General features: G+C 35.8%; 30 protein-coding genes and 1 pseudogene. 11 read left to right on the top strand and 20 right to left on the bottom strand.

What is annotated here, in order from left to right; all coding sequences use genetic code 11:
• Window positions 1-150: 150 nt before the first annotated feature.
• The 4 genes from ACTYBU_RS14435 to ACTYBU_RS14450 all read right to left on the bottom strand — a co-directional run bounded on the left by ACTYBU_RS14435 (window position 151) and on the right by ACTYBU_RS14450 (window position 4646).
• A complete protein-coding gene (locus ACTYBU_RS14435; protein WP_445490881.1) occupies window positions 151-1581 on the bottom strand; it encodes a glycoside hydrolase family 68 protein in 1431 nt (476 codons plus the stop codon).
• A 1251-nt stretch (window positions 1582-2832) separates the two neighbouring features.
• Window positions 2833-3288, bottom strand: a complete 456-nt coding sequence (locus ACTYBU_RS14440; RefSeq protein ID WP_445490805.1) for a DMT family transporter — start codon at window positions 3286-3288, stop codon at window positions 2833-2835.
• 34 nt (window positions 3289-3322) lie between these two features.
• Window positions 3323-4021 carry a Crp/Fnr family transcriptional regulator gene (locus tag ACTYBU_RS14445; RefSeq protein ID WP_445490806.1) on the bottom strand — a complete coding sequence of 233 codons (699 nt, stop codon included), beginning with the start codon at window positions 4019-4021 and terminating at the stop codon, window positions 3323-3325.
• 199 nt (window positions 4022-4220) lie between these two features.
• A complete protein-coding gene (locus ACTYBU_RS14450) occupies window positions 4221-4646 on the bottom strand; it encodes a DMT family transporter (RefSeq protein ID WP_445490882.1) in 426 nt (141 codons plus the stop codon).
• A 303-nt stretch (window positions 4647-4949) separates the two neighbouring features.
• Here ACTYBU_RS14450 and ACTYBU_RS14455 point away from each other — a divergent pair, with 303 nt between their 5' ends.
• Window positions 4950-5552, top strand: a complete 603-nt coding sequence (locus ACTYBU_RS14455; RefSeq protein ID WP_445490884.1) for a DNA-3-methyladenine glycosylase — start codon at window positions 4950-4952, stop codon at window positions 5550-5552.
• Between the two features lie 63 nt (window positions 5553-5615).
• Here the strand turns inward: ACTYBU_RS14455 and ACTYBU_RS14460 are convergent, their stop codons facing one another.
• A complete protein-coding gene (locus ACTYBU_RS14460) occupies window positions 5616-5951 on the bottom strand; it encodes a zinc ribbon domain-containing protein YjdM (protein WP_445490808.1) in 336 nt (111 codons plus the stop codon).
• A 571-nt stretch (window positions 5952-6522) separates the two neighbouring features.
• Here ACTYBU_RS14460 and ACTYBU_RS14465 point away from each other — a divergent pair.
• From ACTYBU_RS14465 to ACTYBU_RS14475, 3 genes are all read left to right on the top strand, one after another.
• Entirely contained in the window at window positions 6523-6705 is a 183-nt protein-coding gene (locus tag ACTYBU_RS14465; RefSeq protein ID WP_445490810.1) for a hypothetical protein, read from the top strand.
• A 64-nt stretch (window positions 6706-6769) separates the two neighbouring features.
• Window positions 6770-6913: a transposase gene (locus tag ACTYBU_RS14470; protein ID WP_445490812.1), complete on the top strand. Its 144-nt coding sequence runs from the start codon at window positions 6770-6772 to the stop codon at window positions 6911-6913.
• A 49-nt stretch (window positions 6914-6962) separates the two neighbouring features.
• On the top strand, window positions 6963-7367 hold the full coding sequence (locus tag ACTYBU_RS14475) for a GNAT family N-acetyltransferase (protein ID WP_445490813.1): 405 nt from the start codon (window positions 6963-6965) through the stop codon (window positions 7365-7367).
• Between the two features lie 175 nt (window positions 7368-7542).
• Here the strand turns inward: ACTYBU_RS14475 and ACTYBU_RS14480 are convergent, their stop codons facing one another.
• From ACTYBU_RS14480 to ACTYBU_RS14495, 4 genes are all read right to left on the bottom strand, one after another.
• Window positions 7543-7794 (bottom strand): DUF5643 domain-containing protein, encoded by a 252-nt coding sequence (locus ACTYBU_RS14480; RefSeq protein ID WP_445490815.1) that lies wholly within the window; start codon window positions 7792-7794, stop codon window positions 7543-7545.
• Window positions 7773-8018, bottom strand: a complete 246-nt coding sequence (locus ACTYBU_RS14485) for a sigma factor (RefSeq protein WP_445490816.1) — start codon at window positions 8016-8018, stop codon at window positions 7773-7775. The genes ACTYBU_RS14480 and ACTYBU_RS14485 overlap by 22 nt, the downstream gene beginning before the upstream one ends.
• A 472-nt stretch (window positions 8019-8490) precedes the next feature.
• Window positions 8491-8781, bottom strand: a complete 291-nt coding sequence (locus tag ACTYBU_RS14490) for a putative quinol monooxygenase (protein WP_445490818.1) — start codon at window positions 8779-8781, stop codon at window positions 8491-8493.
• A gap of 68 nt (window positions 8782-8849) precedes the next feature.
• Entirely contained in the window at window positions 8850-9629 is a 780-nt protein-coding gene (locus ACTYBU_RS14495) for an acetoin reductase (RefSeq protein WP_445490820.1), read from the bottom strand.
• A 797-nt stretch (window positions 9630-10426) separates the two neighbouring features.
• On the opposite strand from ACTYBU_RS14495, the gene ACTYBU_RS14500 reads away from it, so the two are divergent.
• The 4 genes from ACTYBU_RS14500 to ACTYBU_RS14515 all read left to right on the top strand — a co-directional run bounded on the left by ACTYBU_RS14500 (window position 10427) and on the right by ACTYBU_RS14515 (window position 13981).
• Window positions 10427-10882 (top strand): GNAT family N-acetyltransferase, encoded by a 456-nt coding sequence (locus tag ACTYBU_RS14500; protein WP_445490822.1) that lies wholly within the window; start codon window positions 10427-10429, stop codon window positions 10880-10882.
• A gap of 736 nt (window positions 10883-11618) precedes the next feature.
• Window positions 11619-12443, top strand: coding sequence for an alpha/beta fold hydrolase (locus tag ACTYBU_RS14505; protein ID WP_445490823.1), 825 nt, complete (start codon window positions 11619-11621; stop codon window positions 12441-12443).
• 392 nt (window positions 12444-12835) lie between these two features.
• Window positions 12836-13345: a GNAT family N-acetyltransferase gene (locus ACTYBU_RS14510; protein ID WP_445490825.1), complete on the top strand. Its 510-nt coding sequence runs from the start codon at window positions 12836-12838 to the stop codon at window positions 13343-13345.
• Between the two features lie 12 nt (window positions 13346-13357).
• Window positions 13358-13981, top strand: a complete 624-nt coding sequence (locus ACTYBU_RS14515) for a fumarylacetoacetate hydrolase family protein (RefSeq protein ID WP_445490826.1) — start codon at window positions 13358-13360, stop codon at window positions 13979-13981.
• A 132-nt stretch (window positions 13982-14113) separates the two neighbouring features.
• Here the strand turns inward: ACTYBU_RS14515 and ACTYBU_RS14520 are convergent, their stop codons facing one another.
• Together ACTYBU_RS14520 and ACTYBU_RS14525 are read right to left on the bottom strand one after the other, a co-directional pair.
• Window positions 14114-15280, bottom strand: a complete 1167-nt coding sequence (locus ACTYBU_RS14520; RefSeq protein WP_445490828.1) for a MalY/PatB family protein — start codon at window positions 15278-15280, stop codon at window positions 14114-14116.
• Between the two features lie 197 nt (window positions 15281-15477).
• Window positions 15478-16296: a purine-nucleoside phosphorylase gene (locus tag ACTYBU_RS14525; RefSeq protein WP_445490829.1), complete on the bottom strand. Its 819-nt coding sequence runs from the start codon at window positions 16294-16296 to the stop codon at window positions 15478-15480.
• 357 nt (window positions 16297-16653) lie between these two features.
• Between ACTYBU_RS14525 and ACTYBU_RS14530 the strand changes: the two are divergent.
• Window positions 16654-16827: pseudogene (locus ACTYBU_RS14530) on the top strand (AraC family ligand binding domain-containing protein); the annotation flags it as partial.
• On the opposite strand, the gene ACTYBU_RS14535 reads toward ACTYBU_RS14530, so the two are convergent.
• The 3 genes from ACTYBU_RS14535 to ACTYBU_RS14545 are packed head-to-tail and all read right to left on the bottom strand — an operon-like array spanning window position 16758 to window position 17499.
• Complete coding sequence (locus ACTYBU_RS14535; protein WP_445490885.1) at window positions 16758-16952, bottom strand: AraC family ligand binding domain-containing protein; 195 nt, start codon at window positions 16950-16952, stop codon at window positions 16758-16760. The pseudogene ACTYBU_RS14530 and the gene ACTYBU_RS14535 sit on opposite strands and share 70 nt — an antisense overlap.
• Window positions 16953-16967: 15 nt before the next feature.
• A complete protein-coding gene (locus ACTYBU_RS14540; protein ID WP_445490831.1) occupies window positions 16968-17270 on the bottom strand; it encodes a hypothetical protein in 303 nt (100 codons plus the stop codon).
• A 31-nt stretch (window positions 17271-17301) separates the two neighbouring features.
• Window positions 17302-17499: an NAD(P)H-dependent oxidoreductase gene (locus ACTYBU_RS14545; protein ID WP_445490833.1), complete on the bottom strand. Its 198-nt coding sequence runs from the start codon at window positions 17497-17499 to the stop codon at window positions 17302-17304.
• A gap of 77 nt (window positions 17500-17576) precedes the next feature.
• Here ACTYBU_RS14545 and ACTYBU_RS14550 point away from each other — a divergent pair, with 77 nt between their 5' ends.
• A complete protein-coding gene (locus ACTYBU_RS14550) occupies window positions 17577-18668 on the top strand; it encodes a low temperature requirement protein A (protein WP_445490835.1) in 1092 nt (363 codons plus the stop codon).
• 238 nt (window positions 18669-18906) lie between these two features.
• On the opposite strand, the gene ACTYBU_RS14555 is transcribed toward ACTYBU_RS14550, so the two are convergent.
• The 4 genes from ACTYBU_RS14555 to ACTYBU_RS14570 all read right to left on the bottom strand — a co-directional run bounded on the left by ACTYBU_RS14555 (window position 18907) and on the right by ACTYBU_RS14570 (window position 22610).
• Window positions 18907-19848: a ring-cleaving dioxygenase gene (locus tag ACTYBU_RS14555; RefSeq protein ID WP_445490837.1), complete on the bottom strand. Its 942-nt coding sequence runs from the start codon at window positions 19846-19848 to the stop codon at window positions 18907-18909.
• 51 nt (window positions 19849-19899) lie between these two features.
• Entirely contained in the window at window positions 19900-20343 is a 444-nt protein-coding gene (locus ACTYBU_RS14560; RefSeq protein ID WP_445490838.1) for a MarR family winged helix-turn-helix transcriptional regulator, read from the bottom strand.
• A 484-nt stretch (window positions 20344-20827) separates the two neighbouring features.
• Entirely contained in the window at window positions 20828-21601 is a 774-nt protein-coding gene (locus ACTYBU_RS14565; protein WP_445490839.1) for an SDR family NAD(P)-dependent oxidoreductase, read from the bottom strand.
• 91 nt (window positions 21602-21692) lie between these two features.
• Window positions 21693-22610 (bottom strand): DMT family transporter, encoded by a 918-nt coding sequence (locus tag ACTYBU_RS14570; protein ID WP_445490841.1) that lies wholly within the window; start codon window positions 22608-22610, stop codon window positions 21693-21695.
• Window positions 22611-22728: 118 nt separating this feature from the next.
• Here ACTYBU_RS14570 and ACTYBU_RS14575 point away from each other — a divergent pair, with 118 nt between their 5' ends.
• Window positions 22729-23613 carry a LysR family transcriptional regulator gene (locus ACTYBU_RS14575; RefSeq protein WP_445490843.1) on the top strand — a complete coding sequence of 295 codons (885 nt, stop codon included), beginning with the start codon at window positions 22729-22731 and terminating at the stop codon, window positions 23611-23613.
• A gap of 105 nt (window positions 23614-23718) precedes the next feature.
• Here the strand turns inward: ACTYBU_RS14575 and ACTYBU_RS14580 are convergent, their stop codons facing one another.
• Both ACTYBU_RS14580 and ACTYBU_RS14585 read right to left on the bottom strand, forming a co-directional pair.
• Window positions 23719-24024, bottom strand: a complete 306-nt coding sequence (locus ACTYBU_RS14580; protein ID WP_445490845.1) for a DinB family protein — start codon at window positions 24022-24024, stop codon at window positions 23719-23721.
• 406 nt (window positions 24025-24430) lie between these two features.
• A complete protein-coding gene (locus ACTYBU_RS14585) occupies window positions 24431-24892 on the bottom strand; it encodes an Lrp/AsnC family transcriptional regulator (protein WP_445490846.1) in 462 nt (153 codons plus the stop codon).
• Window positions 24893-25112: the final 220 nt, after the last annotated feature.

Here is a 25112-nt window from a genome sequence, read left to right on the forward strand (position 1 = left end):
AAATTTTGACTCCCTCTTTTTTCGGTGAGTATGTATCAACACAACCCAAAAATATTAGTTCTATCCATTTTTTATGATAAAACGACTTGAAAGCCTTTATCCTTTCAAGTCGTTTTTGATTAGTTAAGAATATTTACTGTTTAATATATCCTACTTTTTATAAGAAGAAGCATCTTCTTCCAATGTTATTTGTCCTTGTTCAAGTATCTTGTCATGGTTAACTTTAGTCGTTGATCCTTGAATATTAATTAAGAAGCTTGGAGCAAATGTTGTGCGTCTTGTTAAATGTTCTCCTCGATTTGTCATATAACTTGTTACTACGACATCATTACCCTGTTTTTGTGGGATAGCATAATGTGCATAGGTGAATGTTACATCACTTTTCGGAAGGTTCATATAAAGTACAAGTCCAGTGTCATTTAATGGTTTATATCCTCCTGTTAATGAATCAGAAACATATCCTAACATATAGATATCCTCTCCAGTAATTCCATCAACAGCCATTTTATTCCCTCTAGAACTTGTGAATAAATACCATTTTCCGTCTAGTTTAAAGACGTTTGCTCGTTCGATTTCATCTGTTACTGTATTAGAAGTGATCAGTGGGTTCAATACATTTTTCAGTGTGAAATCATCATTTATTTCGATAATACCCAATACACCATTAGCTAACGAAGCTAGTTGTTTTTTACCATTGTTAAATAGCTTTGTTTGCGTTTCTAAATAATAGTTATCATCGTCACCATAATAAGCCGTATTATAAAGAGATTTATCTCCATGATAACCAATCTCTGTTCCAGTATTTGCTTCAAACACTAGATATTTATGACCATTATCCTCGATATAATGAGGGTCTCTTAATGTATGATTATCACCAGTACCATAAGCACCTTCATCAATAAACTGCTGCACATTTTGATAGGTTTTTCCATCTCCATCAAAAATGGACTTATGATCCTCTACACCTTCAATCTTAATCGTTTCATCATCTGCTTCTGACACATTTACTTGTGCTGTAGCTAATGTTTGTTTACTGTAATGATTAGAAAAACTTGTATAGAACAAACGAATTTCACCATCTATTAACATAGCAGATCCTGACCATTCTTGTGTTTCTTGTTTTAAAATCGGATCATTTGCCGCAAACTTATCACTGTCTTTAAAAACTCTTCCAGCGAGCTTCCAACTATCAATAGATTTTTCGCCAACTTTTTGATAGAACATATAAACTTTTGTATCATCTGCGTCATTGGGATCTCCTGCTAAACCGAAAACAATGTTATAGCCATTATATGTTGCTACTTGTCCATTTGCATCTTGTAATGGCCATGTATCCCAAACATCTAAATCAATTAAATTGCTAAACTTATCTTCACCTTTTGCAGAAGAAATATTTCTTATTGTATTTTGATCAAATACTGGCACTTTAAATTGATTACTATTTTGCTGTTGTGGTAATTGTTCCATTTGGGCTTGTGTAATATGGGAAAGTCCATAACCCTCAGTATAAGAATATGGTTTTGTAGCTGTATCTGCTGCACGAACAAAGCCTTTTTTATTATTATAAAGTACTTCATACATCGTTTCTGACAATGCACTTGTGCTTACAAATTTTGTATTAGTAGGAACTTCCGTAAGAACATTATTACTTTCATTATACACAGGAATTGAAACCGGTTCCTTCGATGAGTTGAATTTTGCAGCATATATTGTATATTCCTTACCTTCTATTGCAAGGCGGCTTGTATATACATATCCTTTTTTTCCTTTATATGTTACTTCTACCATTTTATCTGATAATGGACTTGTTGTTGTTAATTTCGTATTGATATCCAGGCTTGCTATTTTTTTCTTTTTACTAGAATCATAAAGGTTTGATTTTGTTGTGATATATCGAGTTACTTCTGTTGGGTTACTAGAAAGACGGCTTGTATACACATAGCCCTTTTTTCCACCGTAAGTAACTTCTACCATTTTATCTGATAATGAGCTTGTTGTTATCAATTTCGTATTGATATCAACGCTTACCAGTTTTTTCTTTTTTGTAAAATCGTATAGGTTTGATTTTTCCTTAATATATCTTGTTACCTTTGTTTGTTTACTAGAAAGACGGCTTGTATATACATAGCCCTTTTTCCCATTGTATGTTACTTCTACCATTTTATCTGATAGTGGGCTCGTTGTTGTGAATTTTGTATTAATATCCACACTTGCCAGTTTTTTCTTTTTACTACTGTCGTATATATTTGATTTTTCTTTAATATACCTTGTTACTTTTGTTTGTTTTGTAGAAAGACGGCTTGCATACACATAACCCTTTCTTCCTTTGTATGCTACTTCATACATTTTGTTAGATTTAGACGTTTTCGTCGTCAATTTATTATTAATGTCTATCACACTGATTTGTTTCTTTTTACTTGAGGTACCATCATAAAAATTCGCTGTTTTTGCTACATAGTAAGTTGTACTTTTGCTGCTTGCTTGTACATCTGGTTGAAAGTTTCCAATAATAAAGAAACCTAGGATGACCATACAAGCGACTTTAAACCACTTCCTCATATTTCTCCTCCTTATCATTTTTACAAAGACTACTATACCTTAATTTTACAAAATAAACTAGACTAATAATTAATTTACTATTTGTTTACAAAAAAAACAAAACAATAAAATTATTAAAAACATTATAATACAGGTTTTCCCTTATATAATACGATAATTGGTGTTTCGCTGAAAAAATAACATACCATGTTTTCATACATTTTTTATTCCAACATAGTAAACCAAAAAGAAAAGCCAGAAGAAATGGTTCTTGTGGATTTTCTTTTTGACCTATTACGATTCCTGTTTCTTTCGTTCTCCTCCCAATTTAAATACAAAAATACCTCCTGTAATAACAAGCACGCCAATTAGCTGTTTAAGTGTAAAAGGCACTTTCGTTATTCCGAACCAGCCCAGTGAATCAAGCAGCATTGCAAAACCTAGCTGTGCGATTAAAATAATCGAGATAGCATAAGTTGGCCTCAGGCGCTTCATCCCTTGGACAAGACAAGTTACCACTCCAACACCAATTAAACCGCTGAACCAAAACCATGGCTGCATATTCTGCAAAGAAAATAATCTCTTTCCTTCCACTATGAAACCGATCGTCAAGGATGCAAGAAATCCCATTCCTAAAACCAATGTTGTAGTTGACCAAGATCCAGCTCGTTCATTCACCTTGCTGTTGAAAATATTCTGTAATCCTACAAGTCCCCCAGCGATAAGAGACAAGACTATTCCTACTAGCATTCTTTTACGCTCCTATTTTTTCAAATTTTACTTCTTACTCATAAATACTCCTACTAGCCATTTTTCTTAAACCTTCTCTATTTTTTATAAAAATAGTACCTTTGCTGCGCTCAATTAGGTCTTCAGCTACAAACTTTTGAATAACCCTGTTAAGATGTCGATAGCTTGTTCCAATAAAATTTGCCGTGTCTTTCACATTAATTTTACTTAATTCGTCGCTAAATAATGAATCCGTTTCATCAAAAGAGATGGATAATAAGTAGCTTGCTAATCTTACTTCCACCGGATACAGCAAATTAAAGCTTAAAGAGTTGGATTTAACATGAAATTTTTGCGTAATAATATCAAGGAGAAATCTCAACAAAGGAGCATGATCACTTCCATATTTCCGCAGTACACGGTATGGAATGCCAACCATCGACACAGTAGATACAGCCTGAACGGTATTGATGATATCTATACCCCTTATATATTCAATATCTCCAATCACTTCAAGGGGTGTTTTAAAAGATAGAATTAATGTTTTGCCTTCTGCGGATGTCATATAAATTTTAATTTTCCCCTTAACAAAGATATATAAGTACTCAGATGGATCTCCCTGTGAACAAATGAAATCGCCTTCATTGAATAGATACAAAGAAGCAAATGACATTAATTCCTCATTAAATATAGAATCTATTCGATGTCCACGTAAATGGGACTGAATCTGCTCCCTATCTTTTAATTCTTTCACTTTGTTTCCACCTCTATCCGCTGCCTTTCCTGAAGTCCCTTTTATCCCACTCTTAACGGGCAGTAAAACCCCCACCTCAAAATGCTGAGAAATCGAGGAAGCTAGGTGGGGGATAACTGCCCGTAAAGGTCCGATAAGTTCTACTAACCATCAGTGGGGGATGAAGAAAACCCCCACTGATGGAAAAGTTCACTTTATATTAAATGCTTAAAATGACAATGCCAATTATCATCATGGCAACGCCAAAAAAATGAGGCACTCTCATCTTCTGTCTTTTCACACCAAACCAGCCGTAACTATCAATAACAAACGTTATACTTAGCTGCGCAATCAATACAACTGCTATCGTAATGGTAACACCAACTTGTTGAATCGCCAGAACATTACTGAAAATAATGACCGCTGCCAAAGCCCCGCTAGTTAAATAAAGTGGGTTTACCTGCTTAAACCCTTCCCATTTTCCATCCCGAACAAACAAGAGGATAAGCAAAGCAGCAAGAAATCCTGTTAACTGGGTAAGCGTCGCTGCCTGCCATGTACCTATACTCTGACTAATCCTTGTATTAGCCACACCTTGTATGGTAATGAAAGCTCCACCTAAAAACGCAAATATACTTCCTTTCATTTCTGCACTCTCCAAAATAAATTTCTTTTTTAATATAGGCAATTTTTTCCGCTTCATCAAATGCTTTGTTACTTGAACTGCAATATTATCATTAAATAATAAATTTTCCCATTTAGAAAGGACATATGTCCCAAATTCTATTCCTTTTCCTGTTTTATTTGGAGATTACCCTTCCTTCTATTAAACTGTTCTATACATATGTTGGGTAAGGGAATAGATACAATGAAATTAAGTGCAAAGCTAATTTTCTCTAAATCAAACAGGAATAAGTAATTTTATAGGAAATGGAGATACCCCTAAATGATTGATTATATTAATCTGTCAACAGAAGAGATTGCTCAGCAGCTTTTAGGCAAATTATTAGTCCATAAAACAGCATCTTCTTTTTATAGCGGATATATTGTAGAAACAGAAGCTTATATCGGGGAAATGGATATGGCTTGCCATAGCTACGCTGGAAAACGTACACCCCGGCTTGAGTCCATGTATAAAAAAGGTGGAACGATTTATATTTATACGATGCACACCCATCATATGCTTAACCTTGTTACAAGAGAAGCCGGTGATCCGCAAGCAGTTCTTATTCGTGCAATAGAACCTGTAGCAGGGATTGAGGAAATGGAAGTTAATCGCAATACAAAAGGAACTTCAGTAAGCAATGGTCCAGGAAAATTAACAAAAGCAATGGCTATCACAAAAGCTTTAGACGGAAGCATGCTCAATAATATGCACTTATTTATAGACGAAGCCAACAGTAAAATTCCAAAGGAAATCATACAGACACCTCGCATCGGCATACCAAATAAAGAAGATTGGACGCTAAAACCATTGCGTTATTATGTAAAAGGAAATCCTTATGTTTCTGGTATACGTAAAAGAGATTGTCTGTTAGATTGTTGGAAATAAATAAACCCCCCCTTAGATTTACTTATCTAAAGGGGAGTTGATCATTACATCAAGATTTAAAATTTAGATTTTCTTCACAAATTCCGACTTTAATTTCATCGCCCCGAAACCATCAATTTTACATTCAATATCGTGATCTCCATCAACCAAACGGATACTTTTTACCTTTGTTCCGATTTTTAATACAGAGGAACTTCCTTTTACTTTCAAATCTTTAATAATGGTAATAGAGTCACCATCATTTAACACATTTCCATTTGCGTCTTTAATCAGTGTCGTTTCCTCGCTCACTTCTGATTCAAGTGACCACTCATGAGCACACTCAGGGCAAACTAATAAACTTCCATCTTCATATGTATATTCAGAATTACATTTAGGACAATTTGGCAATTCAAGCATTCTTTTTTCCTCCGCCTACTATTTTTTCATAAATAATTGATTCAGATTCCTATTTTAACTTATTAATATGTAATACAACATTACTTCTTTAAAAAAACATAAATATGTCAAACAATATCGAGTACCTTCCCTTTTAATATTTTCTTAAATCTTTCCACACTTATTACATTTAAGCTAAAGAAATAGAGGCAATATTTAATTATAATGATTTTTACAGAATTTCAAACATGGAAAAGGGGTTATTATGAATAAAGAGGAAAGTATAAAAGTAAGGGTGAACGTTAGATTTTCCGAAGCTTTCCGTGGGACGAGCGACAAACCTTGGAAAACGAATTTAGATTTATATAGACTGTTTTCTTGAGTTTGTTGTTATATATGTTGCAAGGAGAAGCCTGCAAACACGAAGACTCCTACGGGAAAAGCGAAATAGACGAGATCCCGTAGGAGTGATCTGCACCCCAATTATTGGACAGGTAAATGATTGGGGTGTTTTTATGAAAAAGAAAAAAGGTTTACTTTAGAAGAAAAAATCTTAGCTGTTCAATTATATGTAAGTGGAAAATTTTCTATCATGAAGTGGGTGAAATTGTATCAAACACACGGAGAAGAACGATTGGCGCCCAGAAGCAGTTGTACTTTTTATGAGGCATCCTTTAAACTGATGGTACTAAAATATCGTGTAGAGAAAAGGGCATCTTATTTTACTACTGCCATTCACTTTAATTTGTCTTCTCCTTATACTGTCCAACATTGAGAGGAACAGTACAAAAGAGCAGGTGGTGAAAACCTTTGTTTCCCAGAAGGAAAGAACAACTACTATGCCTAAAAAAGAAACAACCGAAAAGGAAAAAATGAAAGAGCTACAAGTAGAGTTAGAACAATTACGTATGGAAAATGCCTATTTAAAAAAGTTAAATGCCTTAGTTCAAAACAAGGAAAAATCACCAAAGAAGACAAAATAAAAGTCGTCTATGAATTAAGGTATGAATTGGCATCAGGGAGGCTGCTAGAATGGAGATTATGCGCATCAATAAAGAACAAACTTGGGAACTGCGTCAAAAAGTGATGTGGCCAGATAAAAATATCGATTATATTAAATTACCTGATGACGATCAGAGCATTCATTATGGATTGTTTAAAGGGGAGAAATTACTATCCATTATTACCCTTCATACGGAACAAGACGAAGCTCAATTTAGAAAGTTTGCCACTCTAAAAGAAGAGCAAGGAAAAGGGATTGGCAGCAAATTGCTGGATCATGTTATTGCAGAATCAGCAAAAATGGGAATAAAAAGACTTTGGTGCAATGCCCGCCAAAACAAAACCAGCTTCTATCAAAAATTCGGCTTAAAAGCGACAGATCAAGTGTTTGAAAAAGGCGGAATTGGCTATGTTATTATGGAGATGTATATATAAATACAACCTAAGCACAGGTCGCTCCAATATACCTCTTCTTTGGGAAGACCTGTGCTTAAGAAATAATTATTTTCCATTTTCTAGAACTATGAAAAATGGTTAAAGTCTGCTTCGGCATCATTCCATGCTATAAATCATATAGAATGGAATATTTTAAAAAAAGCGACAAAACCCTTTATTGGAGATTAATCTCCATCGTCTCTATTTTATGTTCTTCATGTCCCTTTCCTTCACCCAAGCTGAAAATTATGGTCGGATGGATATAAAGCTTTGTTGCTTTTTCGTCTATTTTTCCGATGGTTGCGCTCCATTTAAAGTTTTGCAGCCGATCGCCCGTACCTCCGTTTCCTTCTACATGATATTCATTGCCTAAGTCATCAGTAATCTCAATCGCTTTGTATTTTGCTATCGTGCCGTGCCGATCCACCGCTTAAATTCGATCATGTCGCCAGCAAATTGTTGACTGTGTTGCCAAACAGATAAAAATACATCACTTACACAATCTTCTACTAAATCATCCCTGCCAATAGGCAGCAGAATTTTATAAATAATCGCCTTAATCAGTGGCATATATTCATCAATGACAAATTCAATTACCTCTTCCTTTTGCTGCCTTAATCGCTTAATAAAATTTTTATTTGTACATTTCATAACAAAATCTCCTTACTGAATTGAAAAAGCTTTTTCACTATATACAACGAAGGCGGTGCGAGATTATTCTCATCTTTTATATTAATTTTGTTTTTAACAATAAAAAAAGCTGTGCAAATCAGTCTAATCGTTGACTGATGGCATAGCTTTTTTCATACAATCTTTCCAGAGATAGTGTCAGCGTACAAATCTTAATCTCCTATTTTCCGAAGTAACTGGAATTGTTCGAGTGACAGTAGGTGCAGGAACACTAATCCTTGTGTTTATTTTCTAAAACATCTGGGTTTCTTATTTTATAGCTAAATCTAAGAATCGACATTTGTATTCATTAATTCAATTTAAAAAAAGCTGTAGAATAAGCCAACGATTATGGCCTATATTACAGCTTTTTTTTAATATATATAATTCTGTATTACTTCGTCCTATTCACCATTATGGTTATTTAAAAATCACCCAATAATAGTAGCTGCTTTTACTGCTTTTCCGCAGAAAACTTCGCTACATCAAGCGGTTCTGATAAAAATTCCTCTGCTTTAACTACAAAGTTTGTAAAGTGACTTTCCTGATTATGTGCTTTGACGGCTTGTTCATCTTTCCATTTCTCCACCATAATAAACGTATTTAATGCATCCACATCTTCATAAAGCTGATAGCTGATATTTCCAGCTTCTGCTTGTGAACCGGCAATTAATGGCTTCATTGCAGCTAAAAAACCATCCCGTTTTTCTGGATTTACATTAAATACAGCATGTATGATAATCATTATTGATCACCCCTTGAATCCATCCTATCATTTTTTAATGGTTTGATAAAAAATATTGCCTACGAATGTTATACGTATTGAATGCCGCCATCAATGAGTATGGATTGTCCAGTTAAGTAATCAGAATCATTGGAAGCAAGGAATGAAACAAACTTCGCAACATCTTCAGGTGTTTCCGTACGACCTAAAGCAATGCCATCTAAGAATTTTTGTGTAGCTTCCCCGCGTTCAAGATGCATATAATCGGTCATTTTTTCATCAATCAGATCCCACATTGGTGTCGCAACAATACCTGGGCAATAGCTGTTTACTGTAATGCCAAATTGAGCAAGCTCTTGTGCAGCAGCTTGAGTAAGCCCTCTGACAGCAAATTTTGTAGTGGAGTATGCCCCGAGCAATGGGAGGCCTTTATGGGCAGCCATACTTGCTGCATTAATAATTTTACCGCCATTTTGTTTTTTCATTTGCTCTGCAGCTGCTTGAATGCCATAGAATGTACCGAATACATTGATTTTATAAATTTTTTCCAAGTCCTCTTCTGTCACTTCCAACAATGGTTTAATTTGTGCAATCCCCGCATTGGAAACAAATACATCCAGCTGCCCAAATTCTTTTACCGCTTCTGCAACAAGCTGAAAAACATCGTCTCTTTTGCTGACATCCGCTTTTACTGCAATGCTTCCTTTTCCAAGCGAACGAATTTCTTTTGCTGTTTCTTCTGCCGCTTCCATATTAAGATCACTGATGACAACATTAAATCCATCCTGTGCAAGTCTTAACGCAATTCCTTTTCCTATCCCTTGAGCTGACCCTGTCACTACTGCTGTTTTTAATGCTTTTTGACTCATCTTAATTCCCGATAGCTAAAATCTATTAAATATATCCTACAACCTTGATTAACTATCCTTCCTAAGAGTAGTTCATCATGGGCACAATTTTAGCAACCAGGACTCGCCTCCTTTTAGTGGTATCAATCAAATTTAAGTCTTTTACCTGCCAAGCACCTCATCACTCACTATGCAAGTGGAATTTCCTATCTTCTTTCATAGAGGTGTTTATCCTTTTCTTATTTCTTTCATATAAAAATATTCTTGTCATTTTCGAAATTGATTCCCCCTATTATGTACCATATTTTTTCATAAAAGGTAAAAAATTCAATAACCTTCTTCTCCACAAGTATAACAAAGAAACACCGACCATTTATTGACAATTTTATGTCAATATATTCAAGCCCTTTTCCAATCTATTAAATGTCAACTGTTCGTAAATAGTTGTTTATAAACGGAATCTATTCTTTTTAAAACACTCGTCCCATGCTCTGAAAACTTTAAATTGGTTTTCTTCCCTTTCACCAAAAAGGCTCTTGATGGTTCCCCCTCTCGGGATTTCCCTATACTTGGAAAAATATACAAAGTGAATTCGACAACTTAAACCAAATTATTGCTTTCATTGATTCAAATATAGAAGGAAGATTTTGTTCTGATCAAAATTGTTCTCTTAAGTGAAAGGAAAAAGCCGTTATACTTTTAAAAATAGGGATGAATATATTATTCTAGTATTATGGGTTTTAAATTAGCCTGTATGGGAAATACGCTTGTCCATAATAAAAAAAGTCGAAAAATTGGAAATAAGGAAGGGATTTTTTATGGAGATTAAAAAAGATGATTTAACCAATTCTCAGGTGATTGAATTATTATTGGACCATTTAAAAAACATGACACTACACTCTCCTCCTGAAAGTGTACACGCGCTTGATGTTGAAGGATTAAAGAAACCAGAAATCACATTTTGGGGCGCTTGGGAAGAAGATGATTTACTTGGTTGTGGGGCGCTGAAGGAACTTGATCGTCAACACGGGGAGATAAAATCAATGAAAACATCTTCCTCTCATTTAAGAAAAGGGGTTGCAAAACGCCTTCTTGAACATATAATCGACGAAGCTAGACAACGAGGATATCAGAGGCTAAGCTTGGAAACTGGATCAATGGATGCTTTCGAACCAGCTCGAAGATTGTATGTTAATATGGGATTCCACTATTGCCAACCTTTTTCTGATTATACAAAGGATCCGAATAGCATGTTTATGACACTGGAATTATAAGCTTATTAAAACAAGCTTCTTTTCTAAAATCACAAAACAGAAATTCACTTTTTTTTAACAACTTTATTATTTGTACATAAACGCTCCATAAATAAAAATAATAAAGTTGTTTTATTTCTTTATCATTCCATATTTATCCCACTCTTAACGGGCAGTAAGACCCCCGCCTCAAGATTCCGAGAAATCGAGGAAGATAGGCGGGGGATAACTGCCCGTTAAGGTCCGATAAGTGCAACTAACCATCAGTGGGAACCCCACTGATGGTTAGTTGCACTTATCGCCAATCCTATTAAACCGGAAATTACTAACCTGATAGATTTATTCGCTACGCTTGATCCTTCCTCCTTCACCTTACAACTTTTTTCTGAACTAAATTCTCAACAGAAATTTTGAAAACTGTTATTTTCCATTCTATATATATGTTTGACAACAATGGGTATGGGTACAAAGTAGGTATAAATGATTTTTAAAAAGAGAAATGATAATGGTGAAAGTTGCATTTGCTCGACCATATCCTTACTACCTTTACTGCTTAGCGAAAATAAGAGTGCTTTCTCTTGCCCTAAAATATTATGAAATAAACTGCTTGTGTATAGGTTTATGATAATTTCTCCATCGCAGCTGGCTCAGGATAAGCGGATTTTTGGCTTTGCCTTGAAAAGAGCAATGCAGCCTCTTCCTTTCATGAAGATTCTGTTCACCATTTCCTTAATTTTAAGAAAGAAGGTGATTGTAAATGTCGATCATTAAAACAAACGACGGCACAAAAATTTTCTACGAAGAGCATGGTAGTGGACGGCCTCTGGTGATGATCCACGGATGGGGATTTTCCGGACGTTTTTTTCATCGAAACATGGATGCTCTAGCGGAACATGCCCGTGTGATTACAATCGACCTTCGGGGACATGGCAACTCCGATAAACCTACACACGGATATCGTGTGCCGAGGCTGGCACGGGACCTGTATGATGTTCTCACCACACTTGATCTGCAAGATATTACCGTTCTAGGCTGGTCATTGGGCTGCCCGGTGATTTGGAGTTATCTCGAGTTATTCGGCACCGAAAGGCTCGCTCAAGCAGTATTTGTGGAGCAATCACCTAGACAGTATTATGCGCACGACTGGAAATATGCTCATACTACCTGCTATGATGATGCTTCTTTTGCTTTCACTAAAGCGCAGGTCGAAATGGCCACCTCTGACTTTGACAAAAACCAACTAAAGACAATTATGGCGACGGAGCCGACACCAGAAGAACGAGAGTTGATGCTGGGCGAGATGGCAAAAGCCCCTACTTCTGCTCGGAATGCCATTATGGCAGACCATACACGCTATGATTGGCGCGATCTTCTGCCAGAAATCGATCTGCCGAGTTTAGTGCTGGTTGCGCGCGAAGACAAGGTATTCCCATGGCAGGGACCCGCTTGGGTTGGGGAGCATATTCCAAATGCCCAGACAGTCTTCTTCGAAAAGAGCAGTCACGCGCTGTTCCTTGATGAACCCGAAAAATTCAATGAATCAGTCCTTTCTTTTATGTCTAATCAAGGAAGTGCATCATGAGTCCATCAAGGTTCCCTTTTTCATATGGCGTAAACGAGTTCAGCACCCAAAAAATTCATGCACCTCTCACTTTTGCTAAGGTATTGTGTGATTATCTTTAATTTTGTTAATATAAAAAGTAATTACTTAATTCATAGAATTTATCCCACTCTTAACGGGCAGTAAGACCCCCACCTCAAGATGCTGAGAAATCGAGGAAGCTAGGTGGGGGATAACTGCCCGTAAATATCCGATAAGTTCAACTAACCATCAGTGGGGGATGAAGAAAACCCCCACTGATGGAAAGGTTCACTTTATACTATATTTAGATGTTGTAATAAGATATTTATTGGACTATAAGATTATGCTACGAATATTTCATTTTCATACCTCAAAGAAAAGGAATTATGCAGATGATTATTAGACAAGTTCAGCCAAACGATTTAGATCAATTAGTAGAATTAGAAAACACCGGCTTTACCCCAGAAGAAGCAGCTACTCCAAACGCTTTTCTAAATAGAATAAATACCATCTCAGATACCTTTATCATTGCGGAAGAAAATCAAGTTATCGTTGGATATATAAATGGTCCTGTAGTATCATCACCATTCATCACAGATGATCTATTCCATATAACTGAACCAAACCCTAGTAAAGGTGGACATCAAAGTATTTTAGGAATCGTTGTACATCCCAACTATCAGAATAAAGGCATTGCTAGTTTATTACTTAAAGAATTTGAAAATCAGGCTAAGCAAAAAGAACGTTTAAGTGTGACATTAACATGCAAAAAAGAATTAATTCCTTTTTACGAGAAAAATGGGTACATAAATCAAGGAATTGCAGACTCTCAACACGCTGGTGTTCAATGGTTTAATTTAAATAAAATGCTAAGGGTCTGTAAAAAAGAGAATCTCAAATAGGAGGTAACGAAAATGGCAACAATCAAAAATATTTATTGTATCGGCCGTAACTATGTTCTCCATGCGCTAGAATTAAAAAATGAGATTCCAACATCCCCCATGGTCTTTTCCAAACCAACGCATTCCATCGCGTATGCAAAAGGGGAGACGATTAATTTGCCAGCCAACCGAGGAATCATCCATTTTGAGACCGAACTGGTTATACATATTGGAAAAGATTATTATAAAGGTGCAAAAGCAGACGATCTTATCGATAAAATGGCATTAGGCATTGATTTTACCTTAAGAGATGTTCAAACTACATTAAAAGAAAAAAGACATCCATGGCTTGCAGCTAAAGGATTCCCTCAATCCGCTGTTCTTACCGACTTCATCCCTTTCCCAGGTGTTGAAGCCGCTAAAGAAAAAAACTTTTCGCTTGAAATTAATGGGAAAGTTGCCCAAGTAGGAAATATCAGCGATATCATTTTTGATTTCCAGACCATTATTGACTTTTGTGCTTCCAATTTTGGGATTGGTGAAGGAGATATCATTTTTACTGGTACTCCAAGTGGTGTCGGAGAAGTCATTGATGGAGATAAATTTTCTTTAAAATGGGGAGACGAGATATTAGGTACATGTCAAATAGTGATTTAACTGAACAAAACATTTTTCCAAAAGAGGTTTTGGAAAGTATATTTAAAGAGTGTCCCAAAAATAGGGACACTCTCCTTGTTCTCAAAATGAAACCATTCTGCAGAAACCAGCCATTTTCTATAACAGTTTTTCTTAAGCTAAAGCTCGTTTTAACCGCTCTAACCCTTCTAATAAAACTTCCTGCGAACAACCGATATTCATACGGACAAACCCTTCACCGCCAGCTCCATATTTGCTGCCTGGTTCTAATCCAAGCTTACCTTTTTCAATTAAGGCTTTATTTAATTCTTCGTCACTCATATTCAAATCACGGCAATCCATCCAAAGAAGATACGTTCCTTCTGGTTCCATCAATCGTATAGATGGAATATTTTCTTCGATAAACTCTTTCGCAATCGCAACGTTCTGATGCAAGTAGCTTAACAATTCTTCCAGCCAGCTCTCTCCGTAACGATAAGCTGCTTCCATTGCAATAATTCCAAAAGTGTTCAGTGTATGAAACCCTGTTCTTCTCTGAAAGTTTTCATATCTGCTTTTTAATTCTTCAGTTGGAATAATACATGCAGAAGCTTGAAGTCCTGCAATATTAAATGTTTTGCTTGGAGCAACACATGTTAACACAATCTCTTCATATTTTTTATCTAGCGCTGAAAGAGGGTGGTGCACATTCGGCTTGTACACATGGTCTGCATGAATTTCATCAGATAATATCAAGCAATTGTATTGTAAGCACAAATCTCCTACCCTTTGCAGCTCCTCTTTTGTCCAAACTCTTCCTCCTGGATTATGCGGACTGCAGAGAACAAATAGTTTAACACCCTTTTGTAGTTTCTTTTCCAAATCTTCAAAATCCATTTCATACCGATTATTCACAAGCTTCAATGGAGAGTTCAACACGACTCGTTCGTTCTTTTCTATCATTTCAAAAAATGGTGCATATACCGGAGATTGCAGCATCACATAATCACCAGGCTCTGTAAAAGCTTGAATTGCCGTACTGATTGCAGGAACAACACCAGAATGATAAACAATGGACGATTGATCAATTTTCCAATTATGTCGATTCATAAACCAATTAATCATTGCATCCGAAGCCGAATTCGGAATATATGTATATCCGTAAATCCCATGATCAAGGCGTTTTTTCATTTCATCTGCTACTTCTGCTGGCGGCTGAAAATCCATATCCGCCACCCACATTGGGAGAATATCGTCCGTTCCAAAGACAAATTTATTGTATCCCCATTTAAAGGAAGCGGAGTTGCTTCGATCGATTACTTTGTCAAAAATACTATTCATTCCTATCCCCACCTAATTAATTGCTGTCATTTTGTTTGTACCCATTTTAACATAAACTGCAACTTCTGGTATTCATATACTCTTTTATTCAAGAAGACCCTTTTGCTTATTTTATCGTAAGGGACCTCGCTTCACTAGCAAATTTGCAAACATTTCGATTTTTAGAGAAATGGGAGTATAACGATTATCCATCTTTATTACATTTCTTTTAAAATTCCCTGAACTAATTGCATAAATTTCTTTTTCACTCTTCCAGCTACTTCAATCACTTCCTCATGGTTTAATGGCTGGTCCAATATTCCACATGCCATATTAGTTAAACAGGAAATTCCAAGAACTTTCATTCCTCCATGGACAGCAACAATCGTTTCCGGAACTGTTGACATGCCTACTGCATCCGCTCCTAAAGTGCGTATCATGCGAATTTCAGCTGGAGTCTCATAAGCAGGTCCACTCCACCATGCGTACACTCCTTGCTGCAAGTTTATAGTATGTTCCTTTCCAACCTTTAACGCAATATTTCGTAATTCTGGATTATAGACTTTAGACAAGTCAGGAAAACGCGTTCCCAGTTCTACATTATTTGGTCCAATTAATGGGTTTGTACCAACTAAATTAATATGATCGGTAATTAACATTAAATCGCCTGGTTGAAAGCTTGTATTAACAGCACCGCAAGCATTCGTAACAATTAAATTTTTTACACCTAAAGCCTTCATCACACGTACTGGAAAAGTTACTTCACTTAAAGAAAATCCTTCATAATAATGGAAACGCCCTTTCATCGCTACAACTGTCTTACCCTTTATTTCTCCTATTACTAATTCATTTGCATGGCCAACCGCTTCTGACTTTGCAAAATGAGGGATTTCACAATAAGGAATTTGAATTGCATTCGTTATTTCATCAGCAAGTCCTCCTAATCCCGACCCTAAAATCAAACCAATCGTTGGCTGATGGTCTGTCTTGCTCTTAATGAAATCTTTTGCTTCTAAAATTGCTTGCAATGTGTGCATCATTTTTCCTCCAAAAAATAAATAGAGAAGCTGGAATCACTACTTATTAAAATTTTCACTACTTGTTTATTAGTTTAAGGAAAATTTTGTGTTGAGACAATAAAGAAATCGTTTATTTGATATACAGTTGATTCCTATAAATCTATCATATAGGATTGGGAGTTTAAAGATGCAATATCCATTTTTTCATTAGTCAATATCATACAATAGAAGTAGAAGAGTATGTGCTACACTTACTTTCATAATATAAAGTGCAACTAACCATCAGTGGGGGTTTTCTTCATCCCCCACTGATGGTTAGTTGCACTTATCGGACCTTTACGGGCAGTAAGAGTGGGATAAAAAGGAGTTGTTCTTGTGATACAAGAACAACGAACGGTTCGCTTTGATCATGATTTGCAAATGGAAGCCTTTCGCTTTCATGGAATCATGCAGAAATCCCCAAATCACCTCTATGAATACTATGTTATTGGGTTTATAGAGAGTGGGCAAAGGCGGCTATCCTGCAAAAATAAGGAGTATGTCATTTCTTTCGTCCATTTTTGCAGGATTTCAGGTTTGATATTCAAACAACGATAATCTAATATTTTGTTATCAATCTCCTCACAAGCATGATTATCGAAAGGATTAAAAAATACTAAATCACCTGCCTCTATGCTTCACTCCTTGTTCTAATAGTTTTTTTGCTTCATTGATACGTACTGTTTGCAAATAACGATAAGGGTAATTCCTCGAATTCGGGTAAAGTAGCGCAGTAGCAAATATTTATTCATATTTGAAATGCTTGCTAAATCGTGTAACGTAATACGCTCGTTATAATGTGCTTCTATGAACGTACAGATACTTTCTATTTTTTGCTTGTTCGTGCCGTTTTCTGTTACTTCAGGGGACATGGCATATTCTTCGATTAATTGTTTAATAAGGAAATACAATGCTTCATCCATCTTAAAATTGGAAGTTTCGTTCATAATCATCTGATGAAGGTTATGCAGCGAACTTGTTTGTTCACTTTGATAAGCTACTGAAGTGGTGAAATGGGGCAGATAATCTTTTCCGGTAATCTTCATTATACAAAGGAATATCTTTTGTTTCGATCCAGCAAAAATCGATAGAATCAGCCATTTTCGCTAATGCTTGTGCTATAATTCGATTATAAGAATCCTTCCATAAACTTCCGCAAATTAGACCGATGGTTTTGGTCATATCGATTTCCCCTTTCTTTCAATTCACTTATATCCTACTATAATTTATTAGAGGATAGAAAGGAGTACAAACAAAAAATGGAAGAAAAAAAAGTTACTTGGTTAGAACTTTTTTATGATTTACTCTTCGTAGCAGCTATTGCGACTGCGACTCATGTTTTACTTCATATTGAAGAGGGCTATATCCATTCAGAATATTTATTAAAATTTGTATTAATTTTTATTCCTATCTGGTGGGCTTGGGTAGGGCAAACCATGTTTATTAACCGGTTTGGACAAGACTTATTTCATCAACGGATATTTTTGATACTTCAAATGTTTTTTGTCCTCATTATGACATCAAGCTTATCAGTTGATTTTGATCCTTATTATCTTTCTTTTTTAATTGGTTATATTGGCTTAAGAGCAGTAACTGCGATCCAATATCTTGTTGTCCAGCGTATCGAAAAGGGATTTCGAAAAAAAGTAGCGCTATATTTAGGAAAATATTTTTGGATTGGTATCATTATTTCTTTATTCTCCGTCCTTTTTGATTCTTGGATTCGATATGCTGTATTATATACAGGTATCATTATCGATATTATGGTCCCAATGCTTGGACGAAAATATTTAGCAAAGGTGCCCACAAATACGGCGCATTTACTAGAGCGCTTTGGTCTATTCACCATTATTCTCTTTGGTGAAGCTCTTGTCAGTACTCTTGCCGTAATTCAACCTCAAGAAGGAAATTGGAATTCAATCGGCTTTTCGATCATTTCATTTATCCTAATTATATCAATGTGGTGGCAGTATTTCGATAATGTAGAAAAGAAAGTGGACAAGTCGATTCAAACGGCAGGTCAAACCATTATTTATGGTCATTTGTTTATTTTAATGACTTTGAGTATGATTGCTGCATCCATCAAGCTGTTGTTTTTACATAAGGTCCATTATCCATTTATCTTATACTTTGTATTTGGTTCTGTATTGCTCTATTTCATTGCGACTACTATTGTTTTTCATCAATACAGGTATAAACAACACCGTTTGAAATTTTATCATTTAGGGTTATTTTTAGGGATTTTAGCCACCTTTTTTATTATAAATTTGATAATAGTCGTCCCAAACATTGTCATAATGGGGGAATTAACCCTGTTTTATATCATCTATGCTAAATTAACGACCACTTAAATAAGATCCTGAAGTTTTTTAATGAGGGAAATCCCCAGACATTTCCTTCATCCTTTATTTTTGTACTAGAATCAAACACCTCCCTATCTTTTTGATAAGGAGGTATCCTTTTCTTATTTTTTCATTATTTTCCTTCTTTAGCATTCCTCATTCCACAAATGGTTTTTGGAAATGCAATAGGCCAATCAGTGTTTGGGCATAATCAATGCAATATTGTTCCATTTTCATTCTCTTCTTTTTAATCAATTGGCTTTAAATTTGCTTCAATTTCTTCACGTTTGTCTTCTAAAAATGGTGGTAAATCTAATTTTTTTCCTAACGCTTCAACGGTTGAATCTGCTGTAAATCCGGGTCCATCTGTTGCAATTTCAAATAAAATGCCATTAGGATCACGGAAATATAAGCTTTGGAAGTAAAACCGATCGACAATGCCTGATGACTGGAAGCCGCGATCTTTCACCACTTCGTCCCAAAACAAGAGTTCTTCCTCGTTTTTCACTCGAATCGCCAAATGATGAATACTTCCTCGACCGGGCTTTTCACTTGGCCCCTCCTGCTGCTTCACGACAATTTCACCAAATGCTTGCCCTGCAACAGACTGATAAATTGCTTCATTTTCTGAATGAGCCACTTCTATATAGCCAAAAATATCCTTCAAAATTCTAGTCGTTCTTTCCAAATAACGTACTGTTATTTCCACAGTCCCCATACCTAAAATACGATGCTTCTGCTCCACAATAGATTCTTCCCAAGTCGACCAGTATTCTGGTATCTCTTCGCCGTTATTATTTAGTAAAATAAGGCGCAACCCTTCCATATCCTCAAATGGAAGTGCTTCTCTGCCTGCATACGTTGTAATTTCTCCGTGCTTAACACTAAAAAGATCTAAACGCTTTTTCCAATATTCTAGACTTTCAAATGATGGTACAAGTAAGCCGATTTGAGTAATTGCATTTGTCCCACGAATCGTTCTTCCAACGATTGGCATTTCAAAAAAGGAAAGCTCAGTACCTGCACTTCCCATTAAATCTCCGTAAAATAAGTGATACATAGAAGGATCATCTTGGTTTACGGTCTTTTTCACTCGTCGTAAGCCTAACACTTTTTGATAAAAATGATTATTTTTTTGAGCGTTTTTTGTAATCATCGAAATATGATGATGTCCAGGAATTTTATACATAATAGTTCCTCCTTGTTTTCAACTTGACTAATCAAGTGATAGTGTAAAACATTACTCAGGCGGTAATTCTTTTTTTTGGCTATTTTTATGTACACGTGTCATCAGCAAGAACAACGTTTTTGTTTCTTCCTCGTTTAATACATCGTCAAAAAATGACGATTGAAACGCAAGTTGAACAGGTAAGACCTCTTCTAAAATCGATTCACCCTTCTCAGTTAGGCTAATCATTTTCGTTTTCCAATCTTGCTTGCGCACAATGTAGCCTTCTTTCTCAAGTCTTACAAGCATGCGGGAAATACCACCTTGTGTAACCGTTGCTTTTTCAGCTAGCTCAATTTGGGTAAGTGGCTGATATACATGAATTTGCATGAGTACATCAAATTGTGCTGTTGTTAAATCAAAACGCTTTAAAAAATCATTCGAAAGCTGATTGCTGCGGTTTGTAAAGCGCATTAAACGCAACCAGACTAACGATCCCATTGTATTATTGCGCATTTCGTATCCTTCCCTTCGCTAACTTTACCATCACTTTACTACTCAATTGATGAGAAATCAAGGAATAAATCTTGAATTCGAGATTTATTTTTTTCATAATACTGTCTGATTTTTGTTCACCTAATTCTTTAAGATCAAAACCGATATTTTATGGTAAATGGAGATAACGTTTGATTCTGATTTGTGCTTCCCCGACCATTCGAATATGTTAAGAATAGTGCGAATCCGCTTTCTGATACAAGAAGCAACTCTCTCTAGAGGCGTTGTCGCAACAATTGCCTCAGCATAGCATACTTTTTTTGATTAAGGCGCCAACATTTGCAATTTGCAGCATGACGAGGTGTCGTAGGAAGCGAAAAGCACCCTTAGAATAGATGGCATTTGAGAGGTCTTTTCTCAATGTCCATTCTAAGAGGTGCGCTCCATCGTGTGCTGCCGTAGCAAAGAACCTGTTCTTTAACATTTTATTTTTGCAGATTAGATTTTAAATGCCGAAATTCATAGTGCCACCGTCAACAAATAAGTTTTGACCTGTCACATAACTAGAACTGTCAGAGCAAAAGAACAAAACAGGAGCAATAATTTCCTCCAATCGACCAAATCTCCCCATTGGCGTTCGTTGTTCAACCAACGACTTGAATTCTGGGTTGTCAAGAACCTTGGCATTTAAGGAAGTTCGAATGAACCAAGGACTGATTGCGTTAACCGTAACACCGAATTTAGCCCATTCATTGGCAAGTTGTCTCGTTAATTGCACAACCGCTGCTTTAGTTGGACCATATGGAGATGAGAATGCTAACGTCAATTCTGAAGCAACGGAAGCAATATTGATAATACGCCCGCTTTGGCGATCAACCATATGTTTTCCAACAGCCTGAGACATAAGAAATACAGATTTGAAATTAGTGTCAGTTACAAAATCCCACTCTTCCTCACTCAATTCAAAAGCAGTATGACGAACTGTTGTGCCAGCATTATTAATTAGAATATCTATGCTTCCAAAATGATCCAGGGCCTGCTGAACGAGTGAATCAATGGTATTCTTATCGGTTACATTGCAAGCAACTCCAAGTGCCCGTTGTCCAGTAGCATCCATGATTTCTTTTGCAGCCTTGAGTACATCTTCTTCTGTTCGTGCAGTTAAAACGACATTCGCTCCAGCTCGTGCCAAACCTTCTGCAATAGCTCGTCCTATCCCGCGCCCAGCCCCGGTAATGATAGCTGTTTTCCCATCTAAATTAAAGCTTACCTGTGTCATTGTAATATACCTCCTATCTATTTATGCAATACTAAAGGATATAGCAGTATCATGTCGTCTTCATTTTCATGCTGCCACATGATAGGGTGAATTAATTAGTGAGCTTTATAGGAGATAATACTTTCTTATTCGTCTCTTGTTTTCTTCTTATTGATGTAAATAACATGCCGACAATCACAAGCATTCCTCCTATGATTTGTGAACTCTCTAACCCCTCACCTAAAATCAAAGTAATGATTGCTGTAAAAATGGGAATTAAGTTCATCGATATTCCAGCTGTACTTGCACCTAGCATCTTAATTCCTTTATTCCAAAAGATAAATGAACCTACTGATGGGAATATCCCCAAGTATACAATCCCTACAATGCCCATGGATGTTACTTTTTCAACATGAAGTGGTTGCAAAACTAAAAATGGAAGCATGATGACCGATCCAACCATTGCAGTCATTGCGACTAAGGTAACGGATGGAATACTCTTTGCTTTTTTTCCAAACAAAGAGTAAATGGTCCAAAATATAATAGCTGAAACCATAATAGCATCGCCTTTATTATACTGAGCATGAAAGACTTGCAGCAGGTTTCCTTTAGTTAAAACAATTAGGACACCGATAAAAGAAATAATTAACCCAATGAACAGAAAGCCGGTTATTTTTTCTCTAAGGAATATTAACGAAAAAATCATTATTAATGCTGGTGTCAAAGAGTTAATTAATGCTCCATTCGTTGATGATGTGTACTGTAACGAAGTATAGATAAGATAATTGTAGACGACAACTCCTGTAGCAGACATCAAAAGGATAATTACCCAGTTTTTCTTCCAATATTGAAGCCATGAAGGTTTCTCGATAAATTGAGCCATTGGTATCAAAAATACTAACGCAATCACCCATCTGAGAAAAGCCGTCCAAACTGGAGGAAATTCAGCTGCACTAAATTTCCCAAATATCATATTGCCAGCCCAAAACAGATTACATAACACTAACAAAATCCAAGCTTTATATTTCATCTTGGTTTCCCCCTAAATTAAAGTTTTCGCAAAGTGGCACTTGCTTTAATCAAATGATACAATAGATTTAATCATAAATAAAATGCATATATTTTATAGAGGTGATATCAAATTTGTTATGAATAAATCATTACTGCAATTAATCGTTAAGATCGCAGATACGAAAAATTTCACGAGAGCAGGGCAAGAGCTACATATGACTCAGCCAGCAGTAAGTCGTGCGGTGACAACCCTTGAATCTGAACTTGGGGTTACTCTTGTGACTCGTCATCGCCGTAATGGCGTAATGCTTACGGATATTGGGGAACGTATCGTGAGTATTTCCAGAGCCATTTTAAATGAATATGAGAAAATTGATCAAGAGATTGCGCGTGAAAAAGGACTAGAAACGGGCATCGTTCGAATCGGAGCATTCCCAGTAGCTTCCTCTTACTTTTTCCCGAAAATTATCAGCCAAATCACAAAAAAATATCCAAATATTGAATTTACCATTCTAGAAGGTACTATTGCAGAAGTGAAAGAATGGCTTAAATCTCATCGAATTGATGTCGGGCTTATCATTTCATCTGACAATGAATTTACTACATTCCCTCTTTTGCGTGAAGGTATGTATGCTGTGTTTCGAAGTGATCATCCCTTATCCACGAAAAGCGTTATACAAGCACGTGATCTCGTCGATCAACCGATGATTATTTGTAAAGCCGGTTTTGAGCCTCCAGTTATGGAGTGGTTTGAAAAATCAGGGGAAGAACCTCAGGTGAAATATATACTTTATAACTACACAACAGGACTCAACATGATTCAAGAAGGTATGGGCATCGCCATCATGTCTGAACTATCGCTCATCAATCTTCCTGAAAATGTGGTTATTCGTAGGTTGGATCCTTCAGGATATCGGGATATTCAGATCGCTGTCACGTCAGATAAGGATTCCTCGATAGCTGTTAAACTATTTATTGAAACCGCTCTAACGTTATTTCAAAAGCGTTCTGAAAATAAATAGTGTATTGTAACATTTCTATTTCTGCATATTTAACGTACGAAAGGATTAACGACAGTTAGGAGAAATCTATTTTTCCAACTCATTGCATACAAATAAACATCATAATCAGTCATAACACCTGGATGCCCTAACTGTCGCAACATAGCTGTTATATGTTATATTCCTACGATGATACTTTCCATGATTGACAACCTGCTGTACCAGTTCAAAAAAATTGGTTTCCAACTGACCAAAATTAGGTTGTTCGTAGAAAATTGCTCGATCGAGATTCCCTTGACAATCGAAAAATGCTTTAAATCGCTCGAATAAGTTATAAAACATCCTCTCCATTTCCTCCATACTTTTTCCTTTTGTTTTCTTTCCCAGTTGTTTCCTTGATTTTACGATTTCATCAATACTGGTACTGGACATGATACATAGCCACGTAATATCGGCAGCTTAAATATGCGCTAACACCTTGATATAGAAGAAAAAATACTCTGAATCTCCTTGTGGTAAATGTCTGTAGCAGTTCTTTTAAGTGCTCAAAAACTCTTTGATTTGCCCATATTATTGACCTAAAACCAGTTTGATCAAAAACACCAAGCCAGCACTTTATAATAAATAAAAAGAATCCATTTTGAAAAAAAGATTGATCAAAATGATGTTTTTCTTTTAATCAAATATCATTTTTTTGTAATAAAGTTTGATCATTTTAAAGCCTTATTGCACTAAAGCCCCCGTTTGTTTAACTACATTTCTTTACAAATCCCTTCCTCTATTCCACTTTGTTATAAAAAAAATGCTGCCCCGCCAGTTTTGTAAACTAATTTTATCATTATCCTAATTTATTTATGTCTTTTAATACCTTAGTGGAAGGAATTAATGGTTTATAGTCTATAGGTGAAGAAAGTGAAATTAATGTTGTTGAATTTCCATACTTCATACTTTCATTTTCAAAAAGTTCTAGTTCTTTTGTCGATTCAACTACTACTTTGATCAAGTAATTAAATTCTCCGCTAATACGATGACACTCTACTACTTGAGGGGTTTTCTCACAATAATCCACAAAGTTTAAACATTGCGTAGTTCTAAACAAAATAAATGCTACAGTAGACTTTCCTATTTTATCATTCGCTACAATTGTTCTGTAATTAGCGATAATGCCTTGTTCCTCTAGCCTTTTTACTCTTTCTGTAACTGCGGGTTGAGACATTCCAATCAACTTGCCAATTGATGTCATAGACAATTTTGCATCCTCTTGCATATACATTAATATTTCTTGATCTACACTATCCATATAAAACGCACTCCTCCTTCTTATATTGTATAAGCATTTATATACATACAACTACTATTTATAACCTCATTCTGTTTTTCTTTATTTTCTCATTCGAATTTATTGTTACTTCATTATAAATCATCGTATAAGAAATTTCCAATTTATAATATATAAGTGAAACCATGTAAAAACAGATGATTTATAATTATTATTTAAAATACTCAAATGGAACTTTATG

Source organism: Niallia sp. 03133, from assembly GCF_052663225.1.

Bases quoted from the DNA above. Each gene is read 5' to 3' on its own strand.
- ACTYBU_RS14435 (WP_445490881.1), bottom strand. From the start codon at position 1,581: ATGTATGAAGTACTTTATAATAATAAAAAAGGCTTTGTTCGTGCAGCA.
- ACTYBU_RS14440 (WP_445490805.1), bottom strand. From the start codon at position 3,288: ATGCTAGTAGGAATAGTCTTGTCTCTTATCGCTGGGGGACTTGTAGGA.
- ACTYBU_RS14450 (WP_445490882.1), bottom strand. From the start codon at position 4,646: ATGAAAGGAAGTATATTTGCGTTTTTAGGTGGAGCTTTCATTACCATA.
- ACTYBU_RS14460 (WP_445490808.1), bottom strand. From the start codon at position 5,951: ATGCTTGAATTGCCAAATTGTCCTAAATGTAATTCTGAATATACATAT.
- ACTYBU_RS14465 (WP_445490810.1), top strand. From the start codon at position 6,523: ATGAAGTGGGTGAAATTGTATCAAACACACGGAGAAGAACGATTGGCG.
- ACTYBU_RS14470 (WP_445490812.1), top strand. From the start codon at position 6,770: ATGCCTAAAAAAGAAACAACCGAAAAGGAAAAAATGAAAGAGCTACAA.
- ACTYBU_RS14475 (WP_445490813.1), top strand. From the start codon at position 6,963: ATGGAGATTATGCGCATCAATAAAGAACAAACTTGGGAACTGCGTCAA.
- ACTYBU_RS14485 (WP_445490816.1), bottom strand. From the start codon at position 8,018: ATGAAATGTACAAATAAAAATTTTATTAAGCGATTAAGGCAGCAAAAG.
- ACTYBU_RS14490 (WP_445490818.1), bottom strand. From the start codon at position 8,781: ATGATTATCATACATGCTGTATTTAATGTAAATCCAGAAAAACGGGAT.
- ACTYBU_RS14495 (WP_445490820.1), bottom strand. From the start codon at position 9,629: ATGAGTCAAAAAGCATTAAAAACAGCAGTAGTGACAGGGTCAGCTCAA.
- ACTYBU_RS14500 (WP_445490822.1), top strand. From the start codon at position 10,427: ATGGAGATTAAAAAAGATGATTTAACCAATTCTCAGGTGATTGAATTA.
- ACTYBU_RS14505 (WP_445490823.1), top strand. From the start codon at position 11,619: ATGTCGATCATTAAAACAAACGACGGCACAAAAATTTTCTACGAAGAG.
- ACTYBU_RS14510 (WP_445490825.1), top strand. From the start codon at position 12,836: ATGATTATTAGACAAGTTCAGCCAAACGATTTAGATCAATTAGTAGAA.
- ACTYBU_RS14515 (WP_445490826.1), top strand. From the start codon at position 13,358: ATGGCAACAATCAAAAATATTTATTGTATCGGCCGTAACTATGTTCTC.
- ACTYBU_RS14520 (WP_445490828.1), bottom strand. From the start codon at position 15,280: ATGAATAGTATTTTTGACAAAGTAATCGATCGAAGCAACTCCGCTTCC.
- ACTYBU_RS14525 (WP_445490829.1), bottom strand. From the start codon at position 16,296: ATGCACACATTGCAAGCAATTTTAGAAGCAAAAGATTTCATTAAGAGC.
- ACTYBU_RS14540 (WP_445490831.1), bottom strand. From the start codon at position 17,270: ATGATTATGAACGAAACTTCCAATTTTAAGATGGATGAAGCATTGTAT.
- ACTYBU_RS14545 (WP_445490833.1), bottom strand. From the start codon at position 17,499: ATGACCAAAACCATCGGTCTAATTTGCGGAAGTTTATGGAAGGATTCT.
- ACTYBU_RS14550 (WP_445490835.1), top strand. From the start codon at position 17,577: ATGGAAGAAAAAAAAGTTACTTGGTTAGAACTTTTTTATGATTTACTC.
- ACTYBU_RS14555 (WP_445490837.1), bottom strand. From the start codon at position 19,848: ATGTATAAAATTCCTGGACATCATCATATTTCGATGATTACAAAAAAC.
- ACTYBU_RS14560 (WP_445490838.1), bottom strand. From the start codon at position 20,343: ATGCGCAATAATACAATGGGATCGTTAGTCTGGTTGCGTTTAATGCGC.
- ACTYBU_RS14565 (WP_445490839.1), bottom strand. From the start codon at position 21,601: ATGACACAGGTAAGCTTTAATTTAGATGGGAAAACAGCTATCATTACC.
- ACTYBU_RS14570 (WP_445490841.1), bottom strand. From the start codon at position 22,610: ATGAAATATAAAGCTTGGATTTTGTTAGTGTTATGTAATCTGTTTTGG.
- ACTYBU_RS14575 (WP_445490843.1), top strand. From the start codon at position 22,729: ATGAATAAATCATTACTGCAATTAATCGTTAAGATCGCAGATACGAAA.
- ACTYBU_RS14580 (WP_445490845.1), bottom strand. From the start codon at position 24,024: ATGTCCAGTACCAGTATTGATGAAATCGTAAAATCAAGGAAACAACTG.
- ACTYBU_RS14585 (WP_445490846.1), bottom strand. From the start codon at position 24,892: ATGGATAGTGTAGATCAAGAAATATTAATGTATATGCAAGAGGATGCA.